The following is a 21,077-nucleotide window of genomic DNA, read 5'->3' on the forward strand; positions in this document are numbered from 1 at the left end:
ACTCGATAACTACTTTATCCGGAAACGTAATATCCAATCTATGTAAAAAATGTTGCATAGCAGTTTGTGAAATTTTTCCTGGAGTCCTTCATGAAAGTTGTAATCAAGCAATTTATGGAGAGCAAATAGGAAGAGCAGCGTAACAGCCGCAACGGATACCGTGGCCTGCACACCAAATACGGCTATATCGAGAAGTTCGAAGTTCCGCATGACCGTAACGGTCAGTTCCAAACACAAGGATTCGAGCCCTTACCAAGCGTCACGGATGGCTGGAGGGAGCCGTCATCCAGATGTATAAAAGCGGCATGGGAACCCGCGATGGCGCCCGATTTATCGAGAGCATGTTTGGCAGCCACTACTCCCCCACCATCGTCAGTATCACCGCTACCGTGTTTGAAGTTTTCAAGAACCGGCAGGTACGTCCTATGCAGAAACGGTATACCGTCATTTACCTGGACGGTCTGTACGCGAAGATCTAACGCAGCACGGTAAGTGGTGAGTTGATTTACTTTGCCATGGGTATCGACGAGGAAGGACACCGCCAGATTCTCTTCTACTACGTTGGCGCTCAGGAGGGCGCCTATGGCTGCTGGCGTGAGGTGCTCAAGGATCACTATAGCCGCGGAGGAAAAGTTAAAACGAGGGCAAGATTCAAGCTCCTAGAAGCGGAAAATAATCTCTTAACAAAGCTCTACGCACTACAGAGGCAGGCTAAACTGGTCAAACATTGACACCATCAGAGCGTTTCGAGCTAATCAACCGAACGATCCGAAAACATGATAAACGAGTACATCCAGCACTACAACTCAGAAAGATACCTGTGGACATTAAATAAGATGACTCCTGATGAATTCAGGAGCCACCTCTTCACTGCGTAGGTATTTAATTCGGTCGTCTACGTTTAGGGTCGAAGTTCACAGGATCAAGGCACATTTTATTTATCAATCTAAATCATCATCCGTATCATCATCCGTATCATCGTCAGTATTTTCGTCGGCATCATTGCGATTTTGCTTCTTATCCAAAGCTTCTTCGTCACGTTTTTGCTTCTTCTCTAAAGCTTCTTCGTCACGTTTTTTTTTCTTCTCCAAAGCTGCTTCATCACGTTTTTGCTTCTTCTCCAAGTCATCGTCGTTGTTATATTCATTATCCATAGAAATATCACTCCTTTCCATTTAATCTGCCATCATTATATGTAGAACAAATAAAATAAGACCAGGAATGTGTAAATTCAGTTGTGGCATGATGCACGATTAGCCACAACCGTTCGGAAAAATATCAGAGCGTAGAACGTGCACGAATGATTCTGCATTATGCGGAGGGGCTCAGTATATCGAAAATTGCCGAGGTTTTGAACAGAACGTGAATTCGGTGTTAACGGTATGGAGGCCAAACAATATTGGGAGATAAGGAACGGCTCGTTTGTGGTCATTTCTTTATCGTTTACGGTTCCAATTCTCTTCAATCTTTTCTTTGTTTAACGCGATCATACTAAATATCGCTCCCCCAAGAAAACCACCGACGTGCCCACTTATGCTTATTCCTGAAATCGTAAATGTCGTTACCCAAGCGATTAAAGTCCACACAAGAACAACTATTTTTAAACGCTTACTCATGACATTCTTGACGAAAACGAAAATATAGATAAATATGGCCATCATTCCAAAACCAATCCCTGATGCACCCACAACCCCCTCAGCAGAATCAAATATATAAACAATAAATGAGGTTGATAAAATAGAAGTTATGATAAACAGCACATATCTTACTTTTCCTAATGCTATTTCTAAAGGCGGCCCCATAATCAGAAAGAAAAAATTATTGGAAAAATAATGCTGTAGTCCATTATGTACAAATGCATACGTAACAAACCTCCAAGGCTCAAATACATTTGTATGAATGCCGAGGAAATTTTTCAACACTCTTATTTCATACATGGAATCTAATAATATGGATATCATAAGGACGCATGTGTTTATAGCAATTAGATAGAACGTAATCGGATAATTCAAGATATAATCCTTTAAAGTTTTTCCATAGTTCACTTCCATATAACCCCTCCAATTTATTGCATATAACGTTCTAGTTTTTTCGATGCATCTGGCAGGCTAAAGAGACGTGCCTCCTTAATCCTCTAGTCTTCCTTTAACATTCCGTAAACAACATGATATACATAATGATCGTAAAGCCTTTCAGCTTGTCTAACTGTGCCTTCATTAACAAAATCTTCAGCCAACCAGTAGCCAATAGAACATACGCAATAAGCGATGGGAATTGAAATATCACTGTCCTTGAAACACCATCTGCATGACTTGTGCCAATAACCATTGTCATATGTCTTTTGGCAATAGTTATAGCTTCGCTTATCCATTCATTAAACTGTTGATCACTAAACATCCCAACTCCGATTGGATGTGCAACAAAGTCAATATTCAGCTCACTTATTTCTCCAAGCCCAAATAGCCTTCCGGATATATAACCATATCCACTTGAGGGTTTCTAACTATTTCTCTTACATAGGTCCTCGTAATATCGACATTATGCACAGGGTCCATATCTTTAGCAAAAGTCGACGGTGATATAAGCGCTATATCCGTGAAGCTTTGATGGTAAAATTTATCAACTGTCAAATAGTACGTATCATTTTGGCTCTTCTTCATGACGGATTCCAGGTCTCCGGCAAATTCCTCATAGAACACTTTATCCTTTTTCGTCTCCGTCGGATTCAAGCTCTCGGCTGTGATGCCGGACATGATATACATAAACGGTTGCTGCAAAGCGGCATGAGCGACATTCCCCCAGAAGCCGCCCTCTAGACTGACGCCTGCTTTGAAACGCAGCGTCCGTCGCCAGCGTCTCAGCTGTCGTTGCTCCACCGTAGGAATGGCCGAATATTCCAACACGATTCAAATCCAGTTTACTTTCGAACAAGCGATTAGGATCTTTTTTATTCCACTCCGTGAGCGTGTCCAGCACGAACCTGGCGTCCGCTGCGCGAATGCCGACCCCACTTATGTTGCTCTCGTAAATCTCCGCTGGCGTCCGACGTCGGCTATTCCGGACCTACCTGATAGAAAGCAGTCCGGCCATCAGGGAGGGAGACCTTCGCGGACGTGTAAGGATGATCGATGCCCACTACGATATAACCATGACTAACCAATTCCTCTACAGCGGTCATGCTCTGGAAACGAGTGGACCGGACGCCGGGAGAGAACAGCAGCACTGGATAGCTTGATTCAGCCGTTGACAGTTCTGCTCCTTGAACAGCATGCGTTGGAATCGTGGTTACATGACTGAACAACTGTTTGGGTACGCCGAACACAAGACTAATGGCTTCCCCAAGCTCCGACGGATAACTCTCTTTTGGATTCGACTTGGCCTTATCGAAATCAACGGGATACCATACATTAACCATTAACTCCCGCTTGTCCCCTTGCTCAGCAGTCAGTGTTTCATCACGAGCTTCATCCGTCAAATGCTGGGATATTGTTCCGATTGCATATTTCCCTGTCGGGTCGGGCATTGAAAATGCAGGCAGCAAATTAGTCAAATAGATAGAAGCAGCAGTGACGGCCAACACCAATATGCCGGTATAATTTCTCGGCCTTTCGGAAATCTAACAGTAAGGAGCGTGGATGATAATGGATAACAAAAAACAGAAGCACAAAGAAGAGCCAACGATTGCGCCTAGTATGAACGGGCACGATCCGCTTGAAGAAAAAGCAACCAAGAAAGAAATGGAGCAAGGCGAATATACGGAAGTGACTCGCCTATACCTCGACCAGACACCGGAGGACTAAGGAGTCCCGTATATCCAAATCCGCTGGAGCCGCACTGTGTTTCACACAACTTGTCAAGAGCACGATACAATCAGCGCAGTACACCGCGATGTTTTAACAACTGCTGTAATGGTCATAAACGGCCAGATGATATTGAGCAGATTAAGCGTCTCAGATAGCTCTTATCTTAGACCGGATCGCGTGTTGTCTGAATATGCTTTTGCGATTATACATCCGACAACTAACCCCTTGTCGAGTCTGCTCGATACTGCCCCGGTGTTAATCCCGTCCACTTTTTAAAGGCGTTTTGGAATGCACTCGGCTCTGAATAATGAAGAAGATAAGCGACTTCCCCTACTGTATATTCCGGATTGGTTAAATAGCGTATGGCGAGCTCCTTCCGAACTCGATTTAATAACTGGATATAGGATGTATGTTCCTGCTTCAATTTTGCCTGCACTGTTCTTGCACTCAGTTTGAACGCTTTAGCCGTATCTTTTAAAGTTGGAATAAAGGATGGCATAGACTGGGTGATCCACTTGTAGAGTTGGTCTGAAAACATGTGGCCTTGAAGAAGTTTGCTTCTCGTTTCTTCCGCAATGGTCTCGAAAACTCCCAACAACTGCGCATCAGAGAATAGAATGGGATATTCCAAAACCTCTTTACCCATGCGAATACAATTTGTTCCGCTTCCGAACTGAGGCTCTACCCCCCACACTGATATGTGTTCGCTAATGTCAGATGGAGAAGCATGCGCGAACTGTATGCCTGTTACAGGGATCGAGCGACAGCTCAACCTAATCATGATATGGTATAAAGAACTCGCCATCTCCTCCACACAATGCCTCGAGGTCTGTCTGAGCGAATCCTGAAAAATCACTTGCATTAAGACATCGTCCCGCTCTACTTCCCACCCGATGTTGTATACACTGCACACAGTGACGTTATATCTTTGGTAGGCTTCCAAAGCTTGACCGATAGTTTTGGAGTTCACCATCACATATCCCAAAACGCCTAAATCAGAAATTTCTATAGTCTGCCCTTGGTGTAATCCAAATGCTTCGTCCTGTGTGAAGGCTGAGGCCGATTCAATTAATCTTTCAAATTCCTCCGCCGAAATTCGAGCTTCAGCATTCTGGAGCAAATTCGCATCAAACGCAGCATATTTACAAAAAACATCGACATCATAACCTTGAAGCACAAGAGTTTTTATAATGGGATAAATCTGGGAAACCGGTACGTCATAATGATTCAATAGTAACTGCCCTCCCGCATTTGCATAAAACCTTATGTTTTTTGCGCCTTTCATCATTTTTATGCATCTTCGCGCAGCTTATTATATACATAGCGTCTTTCGTTCACCACTATCATATCACGATAGCTTATATGTTATAACGTTATATTTCACTTGTGTGGCAAGTCAAACATCATCTGGCAAGCAGGAGGAAAATGAATGAAGTCGAATATTGCAATCATCATGGGACATCCTTACTCTGAAAGTTTTTGCGCCGGTTTAGCTGCGGCTTATGCGAAAGGAGCGACCGAAAGCGGGGCGCATGTACGTATCATTAATTTGAGTAAAATGAACTTTGACCCTAATCTAAAGTACGGCTACTCTCACAGAATGGAACTCGAGATAGATCTGTTGAATGCGCAAGAGACAATCCGTTGGGCCGATCACCTGGTATTCGTCTATCCGACTTGGTGGGGCGCGATGCCTGCGGTTCTGAAAGGGTTTATCGACCGAATATTTTTGCCTGGTTTCGCATACAAATATCGTCCAAATTCCATATTTATAGATAAACTGTTAAAAGGTAAGTCAGCCCGTCTAATCGTAACAATGGATACCCCTTCTTGGTATAACCGTTTCGTATACAAGCAGGCAGGTCATCACATCATGAAGCGTGCCATCCTGAATTTTAGCGGAATCAGCCCTGTTCGTATTACTGAACTCGGACCGGTTAGGACATCAACGGATCAAATGCGCGAAAAGTGGTTAGCACAAATTCAAAAACTAGGCTCAAAATTGGCATAAATGAAGAGCACCCAATCATTATGGGTGCCCTTTGTTATTGCGAAACCGTCAGCGCTAAACTCTCACGAACTGTTAATTTTGATAATGAGACGTATCCCCGTACATTTCAATCGATGGAACATTCTCCTTCACTGAAATCTTACATAGACTAGTCGGTTCAATATCCGATAAACCTGAAAGTTCATATAATTCTTTATTCCCATAGTAGCCCATGATTGTCTTTAAGGTTAATCTGTGAGTAACAATCAGCACCTTTTCTCCCTGATGTTTTGATAAGATGCCGTCTATAGCGGGTATCACTCTGTTCATCAACTGCATATAAGTTTCTCCAGAGCCTGTTGGCTGGTATAGATGAGGTTTGTTGAAAAAATCAAAGTACTCTTGAGCATAATGCTCCTGTATGAATTCTATACGTTGTCCCTCCCACAGTCCCATATTTATTTCTTTTAATTCATCCATGGGCACGATAGTCGCATGGTTACTCCCGGCTGCAATCTGAGCTGTTATCAATGCCCGAGGGCTGGAACTAGAATATACCGCATCGAATGGTATTGTTATTAATCTCTTTTGTAACCATTCTGCTTGAAGAACTCCTAAGCTTGTAAGAGGTGAATCCTTATGCCCTTGCATTCTCTTGTCTACATTCCACTCCGTCTGTCCGTGTCTGGTCAAATATAAAATAGTCTCAGTCATCGCATTGCCCTCCATATTTACACAAGTTGTTGTCCAGAGTATACTATTGAAAAATATATAATAAAAATATATTTTAAACATCATTCATAATTAAAAATTATATAAAATGGAGTACCCTTTATGAATTTACATGCTCTAAAGATATTCTACACGGTTGCATTGACGGGAAGCGTTACCCAAGCAGCAAGCAAACTTAAAATAAGCCAACCGGCTATTACTGCCCAGATCAAGAAATTTGAGAAAGAATTAAATGTTGTCTTGTTTGAACCCAAAGGAAGAGGAGTAGCACTTACTTCTGTTGGACAAAAACTAATAGATCCGACTAGAAGATTATTTACTTTGGAAGATCAGATCGAGTCTATCCTAGAAGATTATCGAAGTCATAAAAGTGGTAAATTACGTGTCGTTGGAACGTATTTGGCAACGAGTTTTCTTATTCCAAGATGGGCCGCCAAATTCAAAAGCAATCATGCAGAAATAGAGGTAACGATTACAACAGCTAATTCGAAGATTGTTCTTGATCAACTTGTGAATTATGCAGCAGATATCGCCATATGTGGAGGAGAACCAAAATTTTACCCCGATGAAGTTGAGTGGGAGGAGCTTTACAAAGACGAAGTTTGGTTTGTGGTCGCCCCTGACCACAAGTATGCGAATCAGCATATCACCTTTAGTCAAATGATGACAGAGCCTTTTATTATGAGGGAGGAAGGAAGCGCGACTAGGGAGAGGTTGTTCGCACTGTGTAAGACCAACATGGTTCAACCGCCTAAAGTAGCGCTTCAATTTAGCGGGCTGAACGAGACGATTCACGCTGTAAGCTCCGGTTACGGAGCAAGTTTTATCTCATCTTTAGCAGCCTGTGAATTTGTTAAGCGAGGAGAGCTTGCAAAAGTTTATGTAGATGAGCTGTCCCCCATCAACACCATTGCATTATGTACGCGTAAACATGAAAAATACGAACCCTTTGTTAAAGAATTTATATCAATGATTCGTGAAAACCTTCCCCTAAAATGACGCTTATGAAATAAACATATAGGAGCTGATGAAAGTGGACTTACTATCCGTCTTATCTTTTCTGGGGGTGGCCGTTCTTCTTACTTTAATGCCTGGCCCAGACCAATTTGTTTGTAATTAAACTATATTCAAGGTTCGTTACTAGGAACTATTGGATTAAATATTGCATTTAGTGAAAAGTAAATCAAGGACAATTTCTTTCGGAATACCACCGTTTTTCTTAAAGGGCAGGTAAAGCATGGGATATTACGTATCGTTCCTACCTAAGCTCCTTTCTACGGCATCATCTACTCCATACCATATGTGCGAATGTCTCAATTGGCTAATTGTCTATTGACTTTTTTTAAAATAAACGATTTGCTCTGGTTGCTTATCTCAATAAAAAAACATGTCCTACTGCCCAGACATGTTTGATGAATATGGATTATTTACATAAAAGCATTTGGAAATTGGTTTACGATCCCGTTGACAGTTATTTACCTAATACAGATATGTAATTGTTAGGCAATTGGTGTGGGCTTTCGACTCGATTTCAGCAAATCGAAAAGGATGATGAGATAGGCACACCGGACAGAACAAAGTAATATTCTACATTAGTCTATTTTAAAAAGGAGAGCTTGGATGAAAAGGGAATTAACTTTTGATTACATTGTTATTGGCACAGGTCCGGCAGGTGCTGTCATCGCAAAGACTCTTACGGATAATAAAAAAACGTCTGTGCTTGTTTTAGAAGCGGGTGATAATAACGATAAAGATGAACCGATTAGGGACTCTGTCTTTGCTCCGGAACTTGAGGAAAGATTTTTCCCCAATTACTTTTGGCAAGGGGAAGGCGTTCCTCAAGCGGGACTTGATGATCGGGTATTCGAATGGACCACGGGCCGCCTCTTGGGTGGCGGTTCTTCCATCAACGGGGAGCAGTATGTACGACCGACATCAGCCGTGTTTCAAGAATGGGAAAGGTTGCTGGGTCCTCTTTGGTCCCCCGAGAGGGCCATTCGGCGGTTTAAACGATTAGAAAAGTACAATGGAGAAACCGATAATCCTGCGGCACACGGGTTTCATGGACGAATAGACATCAGGCAAGCACCGGCCGTTCCAACATCCATGGCGGACAAACTGACGGAAGCGATTGAGCAAGCTACCGGTTTTCCCCGGATTCTTGACTATAATGATCCTGATACTCCTCTGGGTCCCTTTACCCGCTGGCAATTATATCAAAAACCAAATGGTCAAAGGGAAAGTTCTTCAACAGCTTTCCTTTCTCCGGAAATCATGACGCCGACAGGTCGGGGCGTTCGCGGCCGAAAACTTACCGTTTTCTTTGATACAACTGCTCTTCGAATTCTTTTTTCCCGCAAGCGGGCAATTGGAGTGGAATTTTTAAAAGAAGGAAAATGCGTCCGGGCTTATTCACGAAAAAAAGTGATTGTTTCAGCAGGAATCAACAGCCCTCAGCTTTTAATGTTATCCGGAATCGGGCCGGCTAAATCGCTAAAAGAAGCAGAGATCCCCGTCATCTTTCATAATCCACACGTAGGGAGGAGGTTGAAAAATCACACCTTAAATTTCGCCGTTTTTACAACCAACCACAATGATCGCGCACTGCCTTCCAACGATCCGAGCGCTCTTTATACAGGCGGAGCCTTTTTGCCTAACCCTAATGGATCAGCTCCAACTCGTCGTTCGGTGCAACTGATCGGTATCGGTTCCGATGGAATGTTAACCTTGGCGATTCTTTTTTTGCGACCGAAGAGTCGCGGAACGATCAAAATCCAAAATAAGGATCCGCTTAAAATCGTGCTGGCCGATGAAGGATTTCTCGCTGATCCGAGTGACATGGAAGCAGTAAAAAACATTTACAAAATATATATAAAGGATATCGCATTGGAACTGGCTCGGATTGATTCTTCTTATCGGCTCATATCGCCAACGCTTGATGTTATAGAGGATGACTTAAAGCTAGAGAAGTTTATTCAGGACAATTTCGATCATAATCATCACCAACAAAGTTTTCTCCGGATGGCCCCATTAAATAAAGGCGGAGTCGTCGATCGCTTAGGAAAGGTGCATGGGGTGAAAGATTTAATCGTTGCCGATGCTTCGATCATTCCATTTACGGTAGACGGCAACACTTCAGCCGCTGCGTTCCTCATTGGTTATACGATTGCCAGGCAATTACGAAAAAAAGCCCCTCACTTACGAAGCATGGAATGGGAAGAAGAATGATTCGATTGCGGAGCAGGCATATCGGGACGTCTGATTTCCATCTATTCCCTTTATGTAATTGACATCCTGGTTCAAAGCAGCGGTAGTTGCAGGGATCCCCACAAAGTAATTGGAATAAGCTGCAGAAGCTTGCTTTACTTCGTGGGGAATGCCTCAACATGATTAACCTTTCGCAATACCGTTTTTCCTACCAAGCACCCCTTCGTTTAGGGTTATGGTTAGCCCAAGAAGGCAATAGACGCTTTCGTTTTCCTGGCAAATGCGATTGGGTTGTCAATGGACTCCCAGTGGATATACATTAATCGAGGTCTCTCATTCAGCCAGTGATTATGAAGGGCCGTTACCGTGATACCATTTCTTTGCAGATTGCGAATTAATCGGTTGGCCTGGTTTTGAAACAACGCGGTTTCACCTAAGCAGAGCGCGCGTCCCTCCCTATCAAGGGATTCGAACGAGAACAGCTGATAACGAACCAAAGGTGAAGTTGTGCGTCTTCCTAAAATGGTCGCTTTCAGTCTTCTGGCCCGGCTGACAAAACAAACGGGTCCTGGATCAATTTCATGTTCCCCGCCTAAAATTGTGGCAAATTGGTTGCATAATCTTTGGAATCGCGGGCTTACTTTTACATTCGCCATGATAAACCTCCTCTTGGGTTTGAGACATTGTATTATCGACTAGAGGAAGTTGTTTATGTGAATGCCTAGGAACACTGATTTTTCGGTTTTTTTTCCCATTCCCGGAGTGAGAAGATACAGAAGAAAGCTGTCTGCCAAGCTCCCGCTTCTTTTCATAGAGAACTCTCCTTATAGCTTTCTGCTATTCCAAACTATTCTGCAGCCTGTGCCGCTCCAAATCCAGTTGGTCGATGCGCTTTAAATATTCGCTGGGATTGCAGCCATGAAGCTTGCGGAAGGTCGTCGTGAAATTGCTGGCATTGCTATAGCCGACCGACACAGCCGTTTCCCCCACGTTCAAACGCTCTACTTCCATGTACCAGAGCGCTTTCTCCATCCGTTTTTGACGCACAAGCTCGAAGATCGTCATGCCGAACCTTTCACGGAATCCCTTTTTCAGCTTGCATTCATTCATTCCGACCTGCTTGGCTAACTCGCGAATAGCTAAGTAGCTAGGATGGAATGTTATTGTTCCCCGTGTGCCAGAACTATCCTGTACGCTATAATTGAAGCCGTCCCAAGATTGTTCGTGAACAAATTCAGGATAGTGTGCAACGTTGATTGCGTGAGCGATTGAAGCCAATACACACCCTTGCCACAGTTTCTCTCTATTCCAAGTTATCTTGTTCATCTATCCAACTCCTTTCTAGTCCATATAGGCATGCTTTGTATATGGTTTCACGGATTTTATTTCCAAGGGGTTATACCACACAGCGTCAATGTTATGCTTACATTGATGTTACTTCTTCAATAAGGTTTCGATCAAATGAATTTTATTAGTGTCTTTATCGTTTTTCTTCGTCTTTCGATATCCATCCATTGAAGATCTTTTGTAGACTTTCAAGTATTGTTCTAAGTTCAGCAACTTATAACATGTCCCTTCATGGTTTACTATCTCAATTGCTTCTAAATCAATACCAGCAAATTCTCTTAGTTCTTCGAAACTTGCAAATGCGATCCGATAATTGACTTTTACGAACTCATGTTCTTCTAAATTTATTAATTGATATCCGTAGCTCTCCATTTTTTCCTTAAACTCATCCCATTGCGAGGTTAAGAATACCTCTGGTATAAGCACATCAATATCTTCTGGAGAAAACTCAATTCCAGTTAAAATCTCAAGACCTAACGAACCGTAAAGTAATGGTGTAATATGAAAATCTTTGTTTAGTCTATGGGCAGTATTTACAAAAGAATTGAAAATAGTCTGATTCATAAAATATCCTCTTTCTAATGTTTTAGTAATTCCATACAACTTTGTCTTTTGCACGTTTTATAGGTTTACTTGATCTTGGTCGAATACCCATTGAATGGCATTTAAGAATCGAACAATTTATTCGAATGTTCAACAGGGGCTTTCTTATGTTACATAATTTGGTTATTCAAAAGGCCTGAAATGAAATAATACATTCCTATATTATAAGGTGTTATGAAAAAAACACCTCTAGCCTTTTCATGAATGTTTCAGCGGCTAAACTTGCATATTTATCATTTCGATAAAATATTTCTAAATCTCTAATAGGTGAGCCCTTGATCGGAATTGCACGAATGCCTAACGATTGAAAACTTTCAATCAATTGACTTGGTTGAATTGTAGCCCCGATTCCTTCTTTCACAAGCTGAAACAAAGAAGTAGCTGATCCTGTTTCCATAATTGCCTCGATAGATACCTCTTGTTCTTCGCACCACGTATCAATTAATTCACGTCCATAGAAACCCTTAGGATACATAACTAAGGGAATATTGCTCAAATCTGTAGGAGAAATAATATCCTGCTCGGCTAGTTCATGTTCTTTATGAACATAAAGACTACCTATTCTTTCGGGCATTCATTAACAGCAGTATACTCCTACTCGCTGCAGCATTATGTTCTGGTATTGGCATCGGTATTACCGAGCCATTAATTTCAGGATTTATAAAGAAGTATTTCCCTGAAAAGCTTAGTGTAACAAGCGTTTATTCTGTCTCCATGGTAATTGGTGCAGCGATTGCATCTAGCTTATCTGTACCGTTATTCCAAAAATTGAAGGGCTCCTGGCAGCATGCATTAAGTTTCTGGAGTATTTTAGCTTTTATCGCCGCTTTATTACTTCTCCCCCTTTTAAGAAAAGGAAAAACGAATAAAACGGTGATGGCTATTCCGTCTTTACGTATAACGAATAAACGTGTTTATTTAGGCTCAATCCCAAAGTTAGTGCTTGATTCAATTTTAACCATAATGCGCGTAGTTGCATTCTACGAGAAGACCTTGCACGTAACGTTCGCGGTTTCGAGTAAAATAGTGCCTACGCTGAAAAGCTTTTATTCGGTTGTTTCGCCCCTCAACCGCAGCGTTCGTCCAGCGACAACGATGGTAATTCAGGATCTCGGTTTTCCAATTTTTAATGGTTTTCAAACAAAGCATAATCGCCGGATGTTGAATTTGTTTGCCCTGAACGAGCCAGTGATGCAGCCATTGCTTGGCGGTATGTTCATTTGGTGAGTAATCGTACCATCGACTGAAACTTTCTTTCCAAGCGTGAGCTTGCTTCAGCAAAGCGGAATATCCCAGTATGTCTCGTAGTTCCTCCTGCTTTTCAACAGACAAGGATTCCACACGAGGATTCAGAAGGCGATGCTTTGCCTTAAGATGTGCTTTCGCTTGTGGAGCTAGGGTAGGGGTGATCGATTTGCGAATCGATTGAACCGCCTCTACGACATACCGCTGCACATGAAAACGGTCAGCCACACGGATGGCTTCAGGAAAACATTCTCGAATCCAAGTGTGGTAATACGGAGCTAAATCCATCACAACAGCCACGGGACGCAGCGCTAAAAAAGCAGGACTCTGCTTTGCATAGATCCGCAGTTCATCCAGCTTTCGACCAGGCAAAATGTCCAGTAGCGTTTCGCCGCGTAAGTTATGAATGCCCGTATTGTAGGTGTGTCCTTTTCGAATGGCAAAATCGTCAATCCCCAGAACAAGCTTGGACATAGAAGCAGCTTCTTTCCATCCTTGCTTTTGCAGGCGTTTACTTTCGATGGCTAGCCACTGCTCATGCTTGTGATGAAGGGTGCTGTTTGGCAGGAAATGAAGCTCTGCGCTTTGTTTGACCGTAGCCACACGTGCCGTCTGAAGTGCTTGCTGTTCAAAGGCTTTCGTATATCGCTTCCCTGGATCAACAAAGGAATAATTCCAGACGAACCCGCAATCACAGGACTTGCAGAACAGTCGGATGGCAGGAACGAGAAGATAGATTTTTTGCCCTCCAACTCCCAGATGACGAATTCGGCGAACCCGATTCTGTCCTTTACGGATGACGTGCTCCGTTAATTGGCAACATGGACAGGCTTGTCTCACAGCGATGGGAGTTACTTCGATATGGAGGGTGCTTTCATTGATTTCCAAGACTTGTTTTGTTTTTACATCTGGCAGTCGGAGTAAAAAATCGGTATACTGATTGTGCATCTGTCATTCCTCACAGTTGGATTGGTCGCACAACCATCTTACGGAATGTTCAGATGTTTTTCTATTATTCAAGCACTATGTTTTGGATTGAGCCTTTATTTATTTATGTTATTTTTTGGTTGCATGGCAGCCATTTTTTATTCTATAACAGCTTGGTTAGCACCGCTTGTACAATCAATGGGTATGAGCCATTCTCAATCTGGTTTAATTCTCACCCTGTTTACAGCTATACAAATACCTGTAAGTTTTTTAATGCCCGTACTCGTTAGCAAAATAGGTGGTGGCAAAACTTGGTTACTTGTATGTAGTCTGTCGGAATTAATAGGAATTAGCTTGTTAATGGGACATTCTCTCCCTTGGATAGCTACTATATTTTTAGGAATTGGAGCTGGTGGTCTTTTTCCTTTAGCTCTACTCATTCCTATTGAAGAGGCTAATAGTGAGGAAGAAGCAACATCTTGGTCTGCTATGATGCAATTTGGAGGATTTATGTTTGGATCCATTGGCCCTATGTTATTCGGTCTCACTGCAGATGTTTTTGACAACTTTACTCCTGCCTTGATAGTCATAATGGACTACATTTTTAATGATTTTTACTATTTTTAAGATAGGAAACAAAATATCAACTATTAAATAAATGCTGGGAAATACAGCCCATCAGCTTTTAACTCACAATCATCTCGTGCTGTTGTCCTCATTGGTAAGCATCATATTAAATTGTGGGACATTGTAGAAGATACGCTGATGATATCGTATTGCCCAGTATTCCGTCTGGACAGCATTAGCTGTCGAAGACATAGGTGCTTCGTTACAACACTATAATCTACTTATTGACGATGCGATTAAAGAAGCATGGCCTCAATTCTTTAAAGAAAAGACCACTTATAAAGTTATAGTTTGATTTTTCGATATAAAACCCCATCTTTTCATATAAATGAATCGCATTTTTATTATTGTCAGACACATATAAAGTTAATCTCTCAAATTCAGCATGATTAAGAACGAAATCTTTAGACCATGCGAGAAGTAATCTACCAATTCCTTTATTGTGGTAACTGGAATGGATCGCAATGTGCTCAATATAACATTCCTTCTCTTGTGGTTGGTAATTGAGAACTCCCATTCCAATAAAAAACTTACATACATTCATGAATCCAAATCGTTTTTCCATTTTCCTTGATTAGCGTTGGTTTTTCTGCTAAATGATTTGAATCATTAGTCCAAGTTTCATCTAATAACGCTACAATATCTTTGTCATCTAGATTTACTAAAGAATGAAATTTTCCATGAAATGATTTGACTAACAGACTACGAACGATTTCATGGTCTTTTTATTACCAAATCCTCCCTCCCAAAGGTAAATATATTATATAATTAATCAGGATGTGGATATCACATCAAACTCCAAACCCCTGATGTATCAATGTCAATTCAATGGCAAAAGAGCCGTGGGATGCTTTCCCAACGGCTCTTCGACTGTACCGGCGAACCGGTTCGGCTCTAGTATACACCAAAACAAACTAAATAGCCCTGCACAATAAGCAGGGCATGCAATAAAGGTCGTCCATGAGCACTGGCCTAAGAGGATACGGCCTAATTCGGATTTTTTAAATAAAACACGAACTTAATATGATTACCAACAAAATGAACAGAACCAAGATTACACCCGTTGAAGTCCAGAGACCTCCGACTCCACCACATCCAACTCCTCCAACAACTCCACTCATGCGAGCAACCTCCTTTCGTTAGGTACATACTCATAGTATTAGTGTTGCTGTCGTTGTGCCTTGGCTTATATCCCATACGAGAATAATTAGGCATTTCCCGTTGTAAGGACCGCCTTCTTTTCTTTACCATTCCACTCTGCCTTTGCCCCTGCAGCATCTGCGACCGTCAGAAGCTGAAGTTGGCAATGTCATCCAGATCATCGGGAACGTATTAATCGTTGATAAGCAGGCGGATTGATATTGAAGATAACACACAACATCCGCTATTTAATGTTGCTGCATTAAGCATTGATTTCCTTGACTCAAATAACGAAAAGCTTAGTTCGATATCACTGCCTGATTATTCTGGAGCAAAAGTTTTTTTAGAGTCCCCTATCACTGATGTAAAGAAAGTTATTCGGTATGCTCTATTGCTTCCGATTTTCCAAAAACCTCATTGCGTTTAAGAAACGCTTGAATCACACTTGTCCCTTTCGATGCATCTAAGCCGATAACCGGTCCCATGTCATCTCCTCCAGCCGGCGCTCCCACGATGGTTCCAAACCCATAGCTTCGCTTGTGATACGAGGTCATAGCCTCAACCAGCTCAAACATGGTCATTGGAGAAGTTGTTCACGTCCATGCTGCCGCTGTGCTGGATGTCTTGTTTATCCCGCCACTTATCCGGCCGTCGATTCTTCAGCCAGAATATTTGTGCTGTGACGTCCGGCTGGACTTCTTTGGTTACGCGCTTGGTCTCGACCATAACCGTCACTGGATCGCCTGTCTCCTCGTCAATCTGCGTCGCGGCTTCCCTGATCACTTCGTCGTATTGGTACCCGATCGCACGCCTAAATAGGGCATTCTCAACCTCAACGTCTGCTACTTCCTTGCCCTTTTTTAAGGCTGCCGATAATGCCGGGTACTTCTTGACATACTCTCTGAATGTTGAGTATGCAACGCCCAATTTCTTGGCTATGTCCTCGTCTATTGTCCCGTCCCGCGCCTATGCCTCTACAAGCAGGAGCTTGGGTTCAACATGTGAATGGTACTTATTTTTCCGTTCTCCTGCCATCTTGGATCAGCCCCCTTTCCGTAAAATAGAAAAAGCCGCTGAATAATCAGCGACCTAACCACTATTAATATACTGAAATCCAGAACGTCTTTGTCTCCCTTTCTTCTTCATCCCATACCTGAATTGTTGCCGTTCCATTTTTCAGACCTGTTACTTTACCCAAGAAATCAACTGATACCACACCATTATCAAACCCCCAGACGCTAGGGTGTTTATATCTGCTCGGAAAATAAAAACTACTGCCAACAAAAATATAAGAAGGAATGTACTCATAGCTAGCATTGGCTTTTACATTTTTGATTTCTGGTTGTGCGGCACTTCTTTCAGCTGCAAAACCTGTTGTTGGAGCCAAGATACCTGCCAGCAATGTTGCCGTTGCTCCTAATACAATTAGTGTCTTTTTCATTGTAACAACCTCCTCAGTTAGATATTTTATGTAGCAAGGTCATCGTAATCTATAATTTTACATCTAACAATGGATTTAGGACAACTGTAAGGTTAATGTAAGAATGCTACTAAATAAAAGTACCGCCCCCGAAGGAGCGGCTATGGAGGAGAAAGGTTATGAATTGATATTATTGCACACTATCATCATAACATCGTTATAAGTCGCAGTCAGTGGCGTCTTAGTCGTACGACTGCCAAACCCCATCAATTCCAAAAAACAGCGCTGTTAAAGCATTTGTCGCTATTTTTAAATCTCTAAATACCGTACGTACTACGGTTACTCTTCGAGCTCCGTAACAGTTACATCGGGCATCGTGAATTTGTTATTTCTCAAGACACGTTTCAATCCATCTAACGATATTCGAAGCAGGTATTCCATTGCTGAATCCGTCATCAACTTATCTTTGATGAACGGGTCCTTTCCTTTTCTCTCTGCGTTCACCGTTTCTCCCGTAACCAACTTCTTAAAAACAGCATTATTATCGATATACTGTGAGGTATAAGGATGAATAATTACCGTTTTTTACTGAACCTTCGCGCTTCCCGGCCGTAAGGCTGTTTACTATATATCTTTAACCGAACATACGGAATGGCCGTTTTACATACCGGTATAGCGTGGAAGTCATTGTAAACGGCAAACGGGATCGAAAGCAGAAGGAGACAAAATCTTATCCCACGGCGAAAGAGGCTTATGATGCTGGCATACTGATTGAGGCTGACAAGCAGCGCGGCAAACTCGTTGATGAGAAGAATATCACGCTAGGCGCCTTGCCCCGACAAATCCAGGTTACTCGTTTCCATGCCCTGCCGCTGCATTTGCCATAACAATTTTTAGACGAATTGATAGAACAGCGATTTAGCATGCAGCTTTTCCACCCCTCCGATCGTCTCCATGCGTTCTGCATCTGCCTTGCCTGTCCAACAAGCTAACCGGATATTGCGGAGTGAGCGCATATTGCTGTTGAAATGGATTCTCATGTTCAAGCATAAGTTGCAGCTCATGTCAGCACGGCGGCAATGTCGCTTTATACAGAATCAGATAACATTCGAACCCATCCCCTGCTTCAATGTCAAGATTGGCGCCTTTGCCGCCGTGGAATACGTGAAACCGTCGAACCATGTTCACATTGCCATTCAGCCATATTTGCGCACTGCCGCGTGTCACAAATGATAATGATTCTCATTAATAGCACATTCAATCCAGCTGACTGTTGGAAGAGCCGATCCGCCCGATATGTTGTTTTATGAGTTCTAGTTTATATATACTTATACAAGGAAGTCTTCACCATCTGAGAAGAAATTCACGGCTCATTAAGATTTGTAGAAACGCTCGGCACTTGTACGGCAGGCCCATTCTATCGCAAACAGGCAGTATGTTTGAATATACGATACTGGAGTGGATACATATGATCAAACTTAAGGATATCGGCAGTTTCGATACGCTCCCCGTAATTGCGATGCACATTCATGAAGGAAATGTTCCGGCGCTGCGCGAAGCGCTTGCCAATGGTTGGGATATCGAACAAGGTATCGCGCTAAGCCAGTACACCACATTGAGTCCCTTAGATATTGCACTCCTTTCAGAACAGATGGATGTCCTCAAGCTGCTAGTCGAGCATGGGGTTCATTTGAACGCCAACAATAATCCCTCCTTCTTGACTGCCGTACGCTATTGCGGAGAAGAGATCGTCCGTTATGTCGCGGCTCACGGAGCTAAGCTGAACGCGCTCAACAATGTCCAATCAGGTGCCTACGAACAGGCCTATTATGGAAACGAAAAGAACATCCCTCTTATTCACGAGCTTGGCTTGGATATTAAAAAGCATGGCGGTAACACGCTGAGAAAAGCGGTCGACAAACATGACTTAAAAACAGTCGCATTCTTCTTGGAGCATGGCGTAGATATTAACTTCAACGAACCGGATATGGTATATCCTTATAAAGCCACTCCCTTAACGGTTGCAGCCAGAAATGGCGATCTTGCGATGGTTCAATTCCTGGTTGAACACGGCGCAGATGTCACCATCCCAGAAAAAGATGGAGAACGGGCTTATACGATTGCGGTGAGGAGCAAGAACATGGGTATGGCCGAATATTTGAAATTGTTGGAGCCGCCCGCGTTTCATGATCTCGAAAATAAACGATATGCGCTGAAAAGCTACAAGCTTCCCCAAGACCTCATGACTTTCCTGACGGGAGACAAACTGCGCATTGATTTGCCGGAGAACGATTATAGCATTGAATATGTCGAATTTTTCACGTTTACCGATACGATTGAGATGAAGGCCGGGCGGCAAAAACTGTTGCGGCTGTCTGCGGAAGTGGACAACTACTCGGATATCCTGATTGTCTGGAATCCGAAGCACAAATGTGTAGGCTATTATGATGAGGAGCACAGGGACTATGCGGATCTGTGCAGCTTTGAAGAGTTCCTTGCACATCCTGAAGTGTATCTGGTAAAGATTCTTGAGGGAGAACTTTAGTTATAGGACTATCCAAGTATATTTGATTATAACTTACTATATTTCGATAGAGCCGCTGAACAAAATGCTAATTTTGTCATCCGCTCTTCGTTTTTTACGCTGCAAGAATTGCCTTGGTGTTAATAACTAGCGTATATTTAAGATATAAGCAAACATCCATATGATGACAGGAAGGAATGGAGCAAGGTGGTTACATACAAAAAAAGGAACTTACAGACATTTTGGAAGGTACTAAGGCTTGGCCTCATTTTTATCGCGCTGCTCTTTTCGATTGCGTATGGGTTCAAGTTCGTCACCGGGCAGGGAAAAGTTTCGAATTTGGTCATTCCGCTTTCTTTAACGTTGTCTGTTGTTTTCAGTTTGAAGGTGTTCGATCGCAGGCCGTTAAGCGATGTTGGAATAACAGTAAAAGGTATTAAAAATTTGCTGTATGGCGTTGTCCTTGGTTTTGCCTGCACGCTTTTGCTTGGCTTGCAAATGATTCTCACAGGAGAAATGGAAGCGAGCTTTTTATCAACGCTCGATACGTCACTTCTCCTGCCTAATTTGATCCTGTGTATCTTAGTCGGAACGGGCGAGGAAGTGTTATTCAGAGGATATTTGTTTACGACTATCCGGCAGACGAGCAACACTTGGGTTGCCGCTTTCGTCTCTTCAGCATTGTTCATGTGCATGCACTTGGTGAATCCGCAGTATCATTTATTTGCCTTTATTATGGCCTTTGCCGCTGGGTTGATGTTCATCTATATGTTCGTCAGAACAGGCAGCCTCTGGCTCGCTATCGGATTCCATATTTCATGGAATTACTTTCAGACAATTTTCAGTTTCCCCTATACGGGCGGCATGATAGGGAATGTGATCGTTGTCGCGCTGAACTTTTTTATCGTATGGCTGTGTACCAGTAAGCTGAATTCTTCCAAGCGTACAGAATTGAATTTATAAATTTATTCATAAGTCACCTATTTAAATCGTTTTGGGGTGGTTTCTGATAACGTTTCAATATTCGTGTCCCCTCACTGGCTCAAGGCAGCCAAACTGGGGGGCCGTCAGATTTATTCCATAATTTATTGTTCCTATCTCAACTTGGAAGTTTTCAATTTAATATCCGTAAACGTCGACTTCTGCCCACCTGCGAAGAGCATTTTCCCTCCTTGCTTCCGAAATCAATCAGCTTCTTTGCTCCCAAGCGTGAAGACCAACGAAATAACCAAGCGTAATAAAAATCAGGCACCAGGCGAATGCGCCCAACCCAGAAATAAGCAGTAGCTGACCGTCATTCCCGTCATCGTGCCGGCAAAACACACCATAAGGGATGGGATATATTGTAGTACAAATATAGATGGCAAGTACCCCACCAATGTCATCAAAATTTCATCCGGCACAGGCAGTCCGACGATGCCGAGGGCCAGAAGCAGATATAATGCTGCATATCCATATTGAGAGATCGCTTCGCAGATCCATTCCATGGTATTCCACCTCTACTTATACTTT

The 21,077-nt window shown here is 42.6% G+C and carries 29 protein-coding genes and 6 pseudogenes; 13 read left to right on the top strand and 22 right to left on the bottom strand.

Annotation, left to right across the window (positions count from 1 at the left end; all coding sequences use genetic code 11):
- Window positions 1-5 precede the first annotated feature (5 nt).
- Together M3650_RS33085 and M3650_RS03730 are read left to right on the top strand one after the other, a co-directional pair.
- A pseudogene (locus M3650_RS33085) lies at window positions 6-626 on the top strand (transposase); the annotation flags it as partial.
- 147 nt (window positions 627-773) lie between these two features.
- Window positions 774-878 (top strand): annotated as a pseudogene (locus M3650_RS03730) (IS3 family transposase); the annotation flags it as partial.
- A 63-nt stretch (window positions 879-941) separates the two neighbouring features.
- On the opposite strand, the gene M3650_RS03735 reads toward M3650_RS03730, so the two are convergent.
- Entirely contained in the window at window positions 942-1,154 is a 213-nt protein-coding gene (locus M3650_RS03735; RefSeq protein WP_251572475.1) for a hypothetical protein, read from the bottom strand.
- A gap of 98 nt (window positions 1,155-1,252) precedes the next feature.
- On the opposite strand from M3650_RS03735, the gene M3650_RS32475 reads away from it, so the two are divergent.
- A complete protein-coding gene (locus M3650_RS32475; RefSeq protein ID WP_369011089.1) occupies window positions 1,253-1,366 on the top strand; it encodes a helix-turn-helix domain-containing protein in 114 nt (37 codons plus the stop codon).
- Window positions 1,367-1,436: 70 nt separating this feature from the next.
- Here M3650_RS32475 and M3650_RS03740 read toward each other — a convergent pair whose 3' ends face one another.
- The 5 genes and pseudogenes from M3650_RS03740 to M3650_RS03755 form a co-directional block, all read right to left on the bottom strand.
- Window positions 1,437-2,051, bottom strand: coding sequence for a rhomboid family intramembrane serine protease (locus M3650_RS03740; RefSeq protein WP_251572477.1), 615 nt, complete (start codon window positions 2,049-2,051; stop codon window positions 1,437-1,439).
- 83 nt (window positions 2,052-2,134) lie between these two features.
- Window positions 2,135-2,224, bottom strand: a pseudogene (locus M3650_RS03745) (GNAT family N-acetyltransferase); the annotation flags it as partial.
- 217 nt (window positions 2,225-2,441) lie between these two features.
- Window positions 2,442-2,753 carry a hypothetical protein gene (locus tag M3650_RS03750; RefSeq protein ID WP_369011081.1) on the bottom strand — a complete coding sequence of 104 codons (312 nt, stop codon included), beginning with the start codon at window positions 2,751-2,753 and terminating at the stop codon, window positions 2,442-2,444.
- Complete coding sequence (locus M3650_RS32480) at window positions 2,701-2,976, bottom strand: alpha/beta hydrolase (protein WP_369011082.1); 276 nt, start codon at window positions 2,974-2,976, stop codon at window positions 2,701-2,703. The genes M3650_RS03750 and M3650_RS32480 overlap by 53 nt, the downstream gene beginning before the upstream one ends.
- Window positions 2,977-3,052: 76 nt before the next feature.
- Window positions 3,053-3,577, bottom strand: coding sequence for an alpha/beta hydrolase (locus tag M3650_RS03755; protein ID WP_251572480.1), 525 nt, complete (start codon window positions 3,575-3,577; stop codon window positions 3,053-3,055).
- Window positions 3,578-3,641: 64 nt separating this feature from the next.
- Between M3650_RS03755 and M3650_RS03760 the strand changes: the two genes are divergently transcribed.
- A complete protein-coding gene (locus M3650_RS03760) occupies window positions 3,642-3,800 on the top strand; it encodes a hypothetical protein (protein ID WP_251572482.1) in 159 nt (52 codons plus the stop codon).
- Window positions 3,801-4,020: 220 nt separating this feature from the next.
- On the opposite strand, the gene M3650_RS03765 is transcribed toward M3650_RS03760, so the two are convergent.
- A complete protein-coding gene (locus M3650_RS03765; protein ID WP_251572484.1) occupies window positions 4,021-5,091 on the bottom strand; it encodes an AraC family transcriptional regulator in 1,071 nt (356 codons plus the stop codon).
- Window positions 5,092-5,232: 141 nt separating this feature from the next.
- Between M3650_RS03765 and M3650_RS03770 the strand changes: the two genes are divergently transcribed.
- Window positions 5,233-5,814: an NAD(P)H-dependent oxidoreductase gene (locus M3650_RS03770; RefSeq protein ID WP_251572486.1), complete on the top strand. Its 582-nt coding sequence runs from the start codon at window positions 5,233-5,235 to the stop codon at window positions 5,812-5,814.
- A 72-nt stretch (window positions 5,815-5,886) separates the two neighbouring features.
- On the opposite strand, the gene M3650_RS03775 is transcribed toward M3650_RS03770, so the two are convergent.
- Window positions 5,887-6,507: a histidine phosphatase family protein gene (locus M3650_RS03775; protein ID WP_251572488.1), complete on the bottom strand. Its 621-nt coding sequence runs from the start codon at window positions 6,505-6,507 to the stop codon at window positions 5,887-5,889.
- A gap of 120 nt (window positions 6,508-6,627) precedes the next feature.
- Between M3650_RS03775 and M3650_RS03780 the strand changes: the two genes are divergently transcribed.
- Both M3650_RS03780 and M3650_RS03785 read left to right on the top strand, forming a co-directional pair.
- Window positions 6,628-7,524, top strand: coding sequence for a LysR family transcriptional regulator (locus tag M3650_RS03780; protein ID WP_251572490.1), 897 nt, complete (start codon window positions 6,628-6,630; stop codon window positions 7,522-7,524).
- Window positions 7,525-8,145: 621 nt separating this feature from the next.
- A complete protein-coding gene (locus M3650_RS03785; RefSeq protein WP_251572492.1) occupies window positions 8,146-9,753 on the top strand; it encodes a GMC family oxidoreductase in 1,608 nt (535 codons plus the stop codon).
- Between the two features lie 218 nt (window positions 9,754-9,971).
- Here the strand turns inward: M3650_RS03785 and M3650_RS03790 are convergent, their stop codons facing one another.
- From M3650_RS03790 to M3650_RS03810, 5 genes and pseudogenes are all read right to left on the bottom strand, one after another.
- Window positions 9,972-10,388 (bottom strand): DUF1259 domain-containing protein, encoded by a 417-nt coding sequence (locus tag M3650_RS03790; protein ID WP_251572494.1) that lies wholly within the window; start codon window positions 10,386-10,388, stop codon window positions 9,972-9,974.
- Between the two features lie 181 nt (window positions 10,389-10,569).
- A complete protein-coding gene (locus M3650_RS03795; RefSeq protein WP_311295020.1) occupies window positions 10,570-10,896 on the bottom strand; it encodes a helix-turn-helix domain-containing protein in 327 nt (108 codons plus the stop codon).
- Window positions 10,876-11,058 (bottom strand): annotated as a pseudogene (locus M3650_RS03800) (hypothetical protein); the annotation flags it as partial. The pseudogene M3650_RS03800 and the gene M3650_RS03795, both read right to left, overlap by 21 nt.
- Window positions 11,059-11,166: 108 nt before the next feature.
- Window positions 11,167-11,643: a hypothetical protein gene (locus M3650_RS03805; protein WP_251572496.1), complete on the bottom strand. Its 477-nt coding sequence runs from the start codon at window positions 11,641-11,643 to the stop codon at window positions 11,167-11,169.
- Window positions 11,644-11,854: 211 nt separating this feature from the next.
- On the bottom strand, window positions 11,855-12,256 hold the full coding sequence (locus M3650_RS03810) for a LysR family transcriptional regulator substrate-binding protein (protein ID WP_251572498.1): 402 nt from the start codon (window positions 12,254-12,256) through the stop codon (window positions 11,855-11,857).
- Window positions 12,257-12,309: 53 nt separating this feature from the next.
- Between M3650_RS03810 and M3650_RS32485 the strand changes: the two are divergent.
- Window positions 12,310-12,495: pseudogene (locus M3650_RS32485) on the top strand (MFS transporter); the annotation flags it as partial.
- A gap of 141 nt (window positions 12,496-12,636) precedes the next feature.
- Here M3650_RS32485 and M3650_RS03815 read toward each other — a convergent pair.
- Entirely contained in the window at window positions 12,637-13,875 is a 1,239-nt protein-coding gene (locus M3650_RS03815) for an ISL3 family transposase (protein ID WP_251572500.1), read from the bottom strand.
- Between the two features lie 21 nt (window positions 13,876-13,896).
- On the opposite strand from M3650_RS03815, the gene M3650_RS03820 reads away from it, so the two are divergent.
- Window positions 13,897-14,481 (top strand): MFS transporter, encoded by a 585-nt coding sequence (locus M3650_RS03820; protein WP_251572502.1) that lies wholly within the window; start codon window positions 13,897-13,899, stop codon window positions 14,479-14,481.
- A gap of 30 nt (window positions 14,482-14,511) precedes the next feature.
- Window positions 14,512-14,731, top strand: a pseudogene (locus tag M3650_RS03825) (nitroreductase family protein); the annotation flags it as partial.
- On the opposite strand, the gene M3650_RS03830 reads toward M3650_RS03825, so the two are convergent.
- From M3650_RS03830 to M3650_RS03850, 5 genes are all read right to left on the bottom strand, one after another.
- Entirely contained in the window at window positions 14,699-15,046 is a 348-nt protein-coding gene (locus M3650_RS03830) for a GNAT family N-acetyltransferase (RefSeq protein WP_311295015.1), read from the bottom strand. The pseudogene M3650_RS03825 and the gene M3650_RS03830 sit on opposite strands and share 33 nt — an antisense overlap.
- A gap of 436 nt (window positions 15,047-15,482) precedes the next feature.
- Window positions 15,483-15,602, bottom strand: coding sequence for a sporulation protein YjcZ (locus M3650_RS03835; protein WP_251572504.1), 120 nt, complete (start codon window positions 15,600-15,602; stop codon window positions 15,483-15,485).
- Between the two features lie 586 nt (window positions 15,603-16,188).
- Window positions 16,189-16,404, bottom strand: coding sequence for a hypothetical protein (locus tag M3650_RS03840; RefSeq protein WP_251572506.1), 216 nt, complete (start codon window positions 16,402-16,404; stop codon window positions 16,189-16,191).
- Between the two features lie 316 nt (window positions 16,405-16,720).
- A complete protein-coding gene (locus tag M3650_RS03845; protein ID WP_251572509.1) occupies window positions 16,721-17,062 on the bottom strand; it encodes a hypothetical protein in 342 nt (113 codons plus the stop codon).
- A gap of 318 nt (window positions 17,063-17,380) precedes the next feature.
- Window positions 17,381-17,563, bottom strand: coding sequence for a hypothetical protein (locus tag M3650_RS03850; RefSeq protein ID WP_251572511.1), 183 nt, complete (start codon window positions 17,561-17,563; stop codon window positions 17,381-17,383).
- A gap of 155 nt (window positions 17,564-17,718) precedes the next feature.
- On the opposite strand from M3650_RS03850, the gene M3650_RS03855 reads away from it, so the two are divergent.
- The gene (locus tag M3650_RS03855; protein ID WP_251572513.1) at window positions 17,719-17,928 is read left to right on the top strand and encodes a hypothetical protein; all 210 of its coding nucleotides are present in this window, start codon (window positions 17,719-17,721) and stop codon (window positions 17,926-17,928) included.
- A 6-nt stretch (window positions 17,929-17,934) separates the two neighbouring features.
- Here the strand turns inward: M3650_RS03855 and M3650_RS03860 are convergent, their stop codons facing one another.
- Entirely contained in the window at window positions 17,935-18,087 is a 153-nt protein-coding gene (locus M3650_RS03860) for a hypothetical protein (RefSeq protein WP_251572515.1), read from the bottom strand.
- A 19-nt stretch (window positions 18,088-18,106) separates the two neighbouring features.
- Complete coding sequence (locus M3650_RS03865; RefSeq protein WP_251572516.1) at window positions 18,107-18,268, bottom strand: hypothetical protein; 162 nt, start codon at window positions 18,266-18,268, stop codon at window positions 18,107-18,109.
- A 241-nt stretch (window positions 18,269-18,509) separates the two neighbouring features.
- Between M3650_RS03865 and M3650_RS03870 the strand changes: the two genes are divergently transcribed.
- Together M3650_RS03870 and M3650_RS32220 are read left to right on the top strand one after the other, a co-directional pair.
- The gene (locus tag M3650_RS03870; protein WP_251572518.1) at window positions 18,510-19,586 is read left to right on the top strand and encodes an ankyrin repeat domain-containing protein; all 1,077 of its coding nucleotides are present in this window, start codon (window positions 18,510-18,512) and stop codon (window positions 19,584-19,586) included.
- A gap of 186 nt (window positions 19,587-19,772) precedes the next feature.
- Window positions 19,773-20,528: a CPBP family intramembrane glutamic endopeptidase gene (locus tag M3650_RS32220; RefSeq protein WP_251572520.1), complete on the top strand. Its 756-nt coding sequence runs from the start codon at window positions 19,773-19,775 to the stop codon at window positions 20,526-20,528.
- 281 nt (window positions 20,529-20,809) lie between these two features.
- Here the strand turns inward: M3650_RS32220 and M3650_RS03880 are convergent, their stop codons facing one another.
- Window positions 20,810-21,052: an SNARE-associated domain-containing protein gene (locus tag M3650_RS03880; protein ID WP_251572522.1), complete on the bottom strand. Its 243-nt coding sequence runs from the start codon at window positions 21,050-21,052 to the stop codon at window positions 20,810-20,812.
- Between the last annotated feature and the right edge of the window lie 25 nt (window positions 21,053-21,077).

Origin of the sequence: Paenibacillus sp. MER TA 81-3, from assembly GCF_023713585.1 — a bacterium.
GTDB lineage: Bacteria > Bacillota > Bacilli > Paenibacillales > Paenibacillaceae > Paenibacillus_B > Paenibacillus_B profundus.

Bases quoted from the DNA above. Each gene is read 5' to 3' on its own strand.
- M3650_RS03735 (WP_251572475.1), bottom strand. From the start codon at position 1,154: ATGGATAATGAATATAACAACGACGATGACTTGGAGAAGAAGCAAAAA.
- M3650_RS03740 (WP_251572477.1), bottom strand. From the start codon at position 2,051: ATGGAAGTGAACTATGGAAAAACTTTAAAGGATTATATCTTGAATTAT.
- M3650_RS03750 (WP_369011081.1), bottom strand. From the start codon at position 2,753: ATGTCCGGCATCACAGCCGAGAGCTTGAATCCGACGGAGACGAAAAAG.
- M3650_RS03760 (WP_251572482.1), top strand. From the start codon at position 3,642: ATGGATAACAAAAAACAGAAGCACAAAGAAGAGCCAACGATTGCGCCT.
- M3650_RS03765 (WP_251572484.1), bottom strand. From the start codon at position 5,091: ATGATGAAAGGCGCAAAAAACATAAGGTTTTATGCAAATGCGGGAGGG.
- M3650_RS03770 (WP_251572486.1), top strand. From the start codon at position 5,233: ATGAAGTCGAATATTGCAATCATCATGGGACATCCTTACTCTGAAAGT.
- M3650_RS03775 (WP_251572488.1), bottom strand. From the start codon at position 6,507: ATGACTGAGACTATTTTATATTTGACCAGACACGGACAGACGGAGTGG.
- M3650_RS03780 (WP_251572490.1), top strand. From the start codon at position 6,628: ATGAATTTACATGCTCTAAAGATATTCTACACGGTTGCATTGACGGGA.
- M3650_RS03785 (WP_251572492.1), top strand. From the start codon at position 8,146: ATGAAAAGGGAATTAACTTTTGATTACATTGTTATTGGCACAGGTCCG.
- M3650_RS03790 (WP_251572494.1), bottom strand. From the start codon at position 10,388: ATGGCGAATGTAAAAGTAAGCCCGCGATTCCAAAGATTATGCAACCAA.
- M3650_RS03805 (WP_251572496.1), bottom strand. From the start codon at position 11,643: ATGAATCAGACTATTTTCAATTCTTTTGTAAATACTGCCCATAGACTA.
- M3650_RS03810 (WP_251572498.1), bottom strand. From the start codon at position 12,256: ATGCCCGAAAGAATAGGTAGTCTTTATGTTCATAAAGAACATGAACTA.
- M3650_RS03815 (WP_251572500.1), bottom strand. From the start codon at position 13,875: ATGCACAATCAGTATACCGATTTTTTACTCCGACTGCCAGATGTAAAA.
- M3650_RS03830 (WP_311295015.1), bottom strand. From the start codon at position 15,046: ATGGAAAAACGATTTGGATTCATGAATGTATGTAAGTTTTTTATTGGA.
- M3650_RS03835 (WP_251572504.1), bottom strand. From the start codon at position 15,602: ATGAGTGGAGTTGTTGGAGGAGTTGGATGTGGTGGAGTCGGAGGTCTC.
- M3650_RS03845 (WP_251572509.1), bottom strand. From the start codon at position 17,062: ATGAAAAAGACACTAATTGTATTAGGAGCAACGGCAACATTGCTGGCA.
- M3650_RS03870 (WP_251572518.1), top strand. From the start codon at position 18,510: ATGATCAAACTTAAGGATATCGGCAGTTTCGATACGCTCCCCGTAATT.
- M3650_RS03880 (WP_251572522.1), bottom strand. From the start codon at position 21,052: ATGGAATGGATCTGCGAAGCGATCTCTCAATATGGATATGCAGCATTA.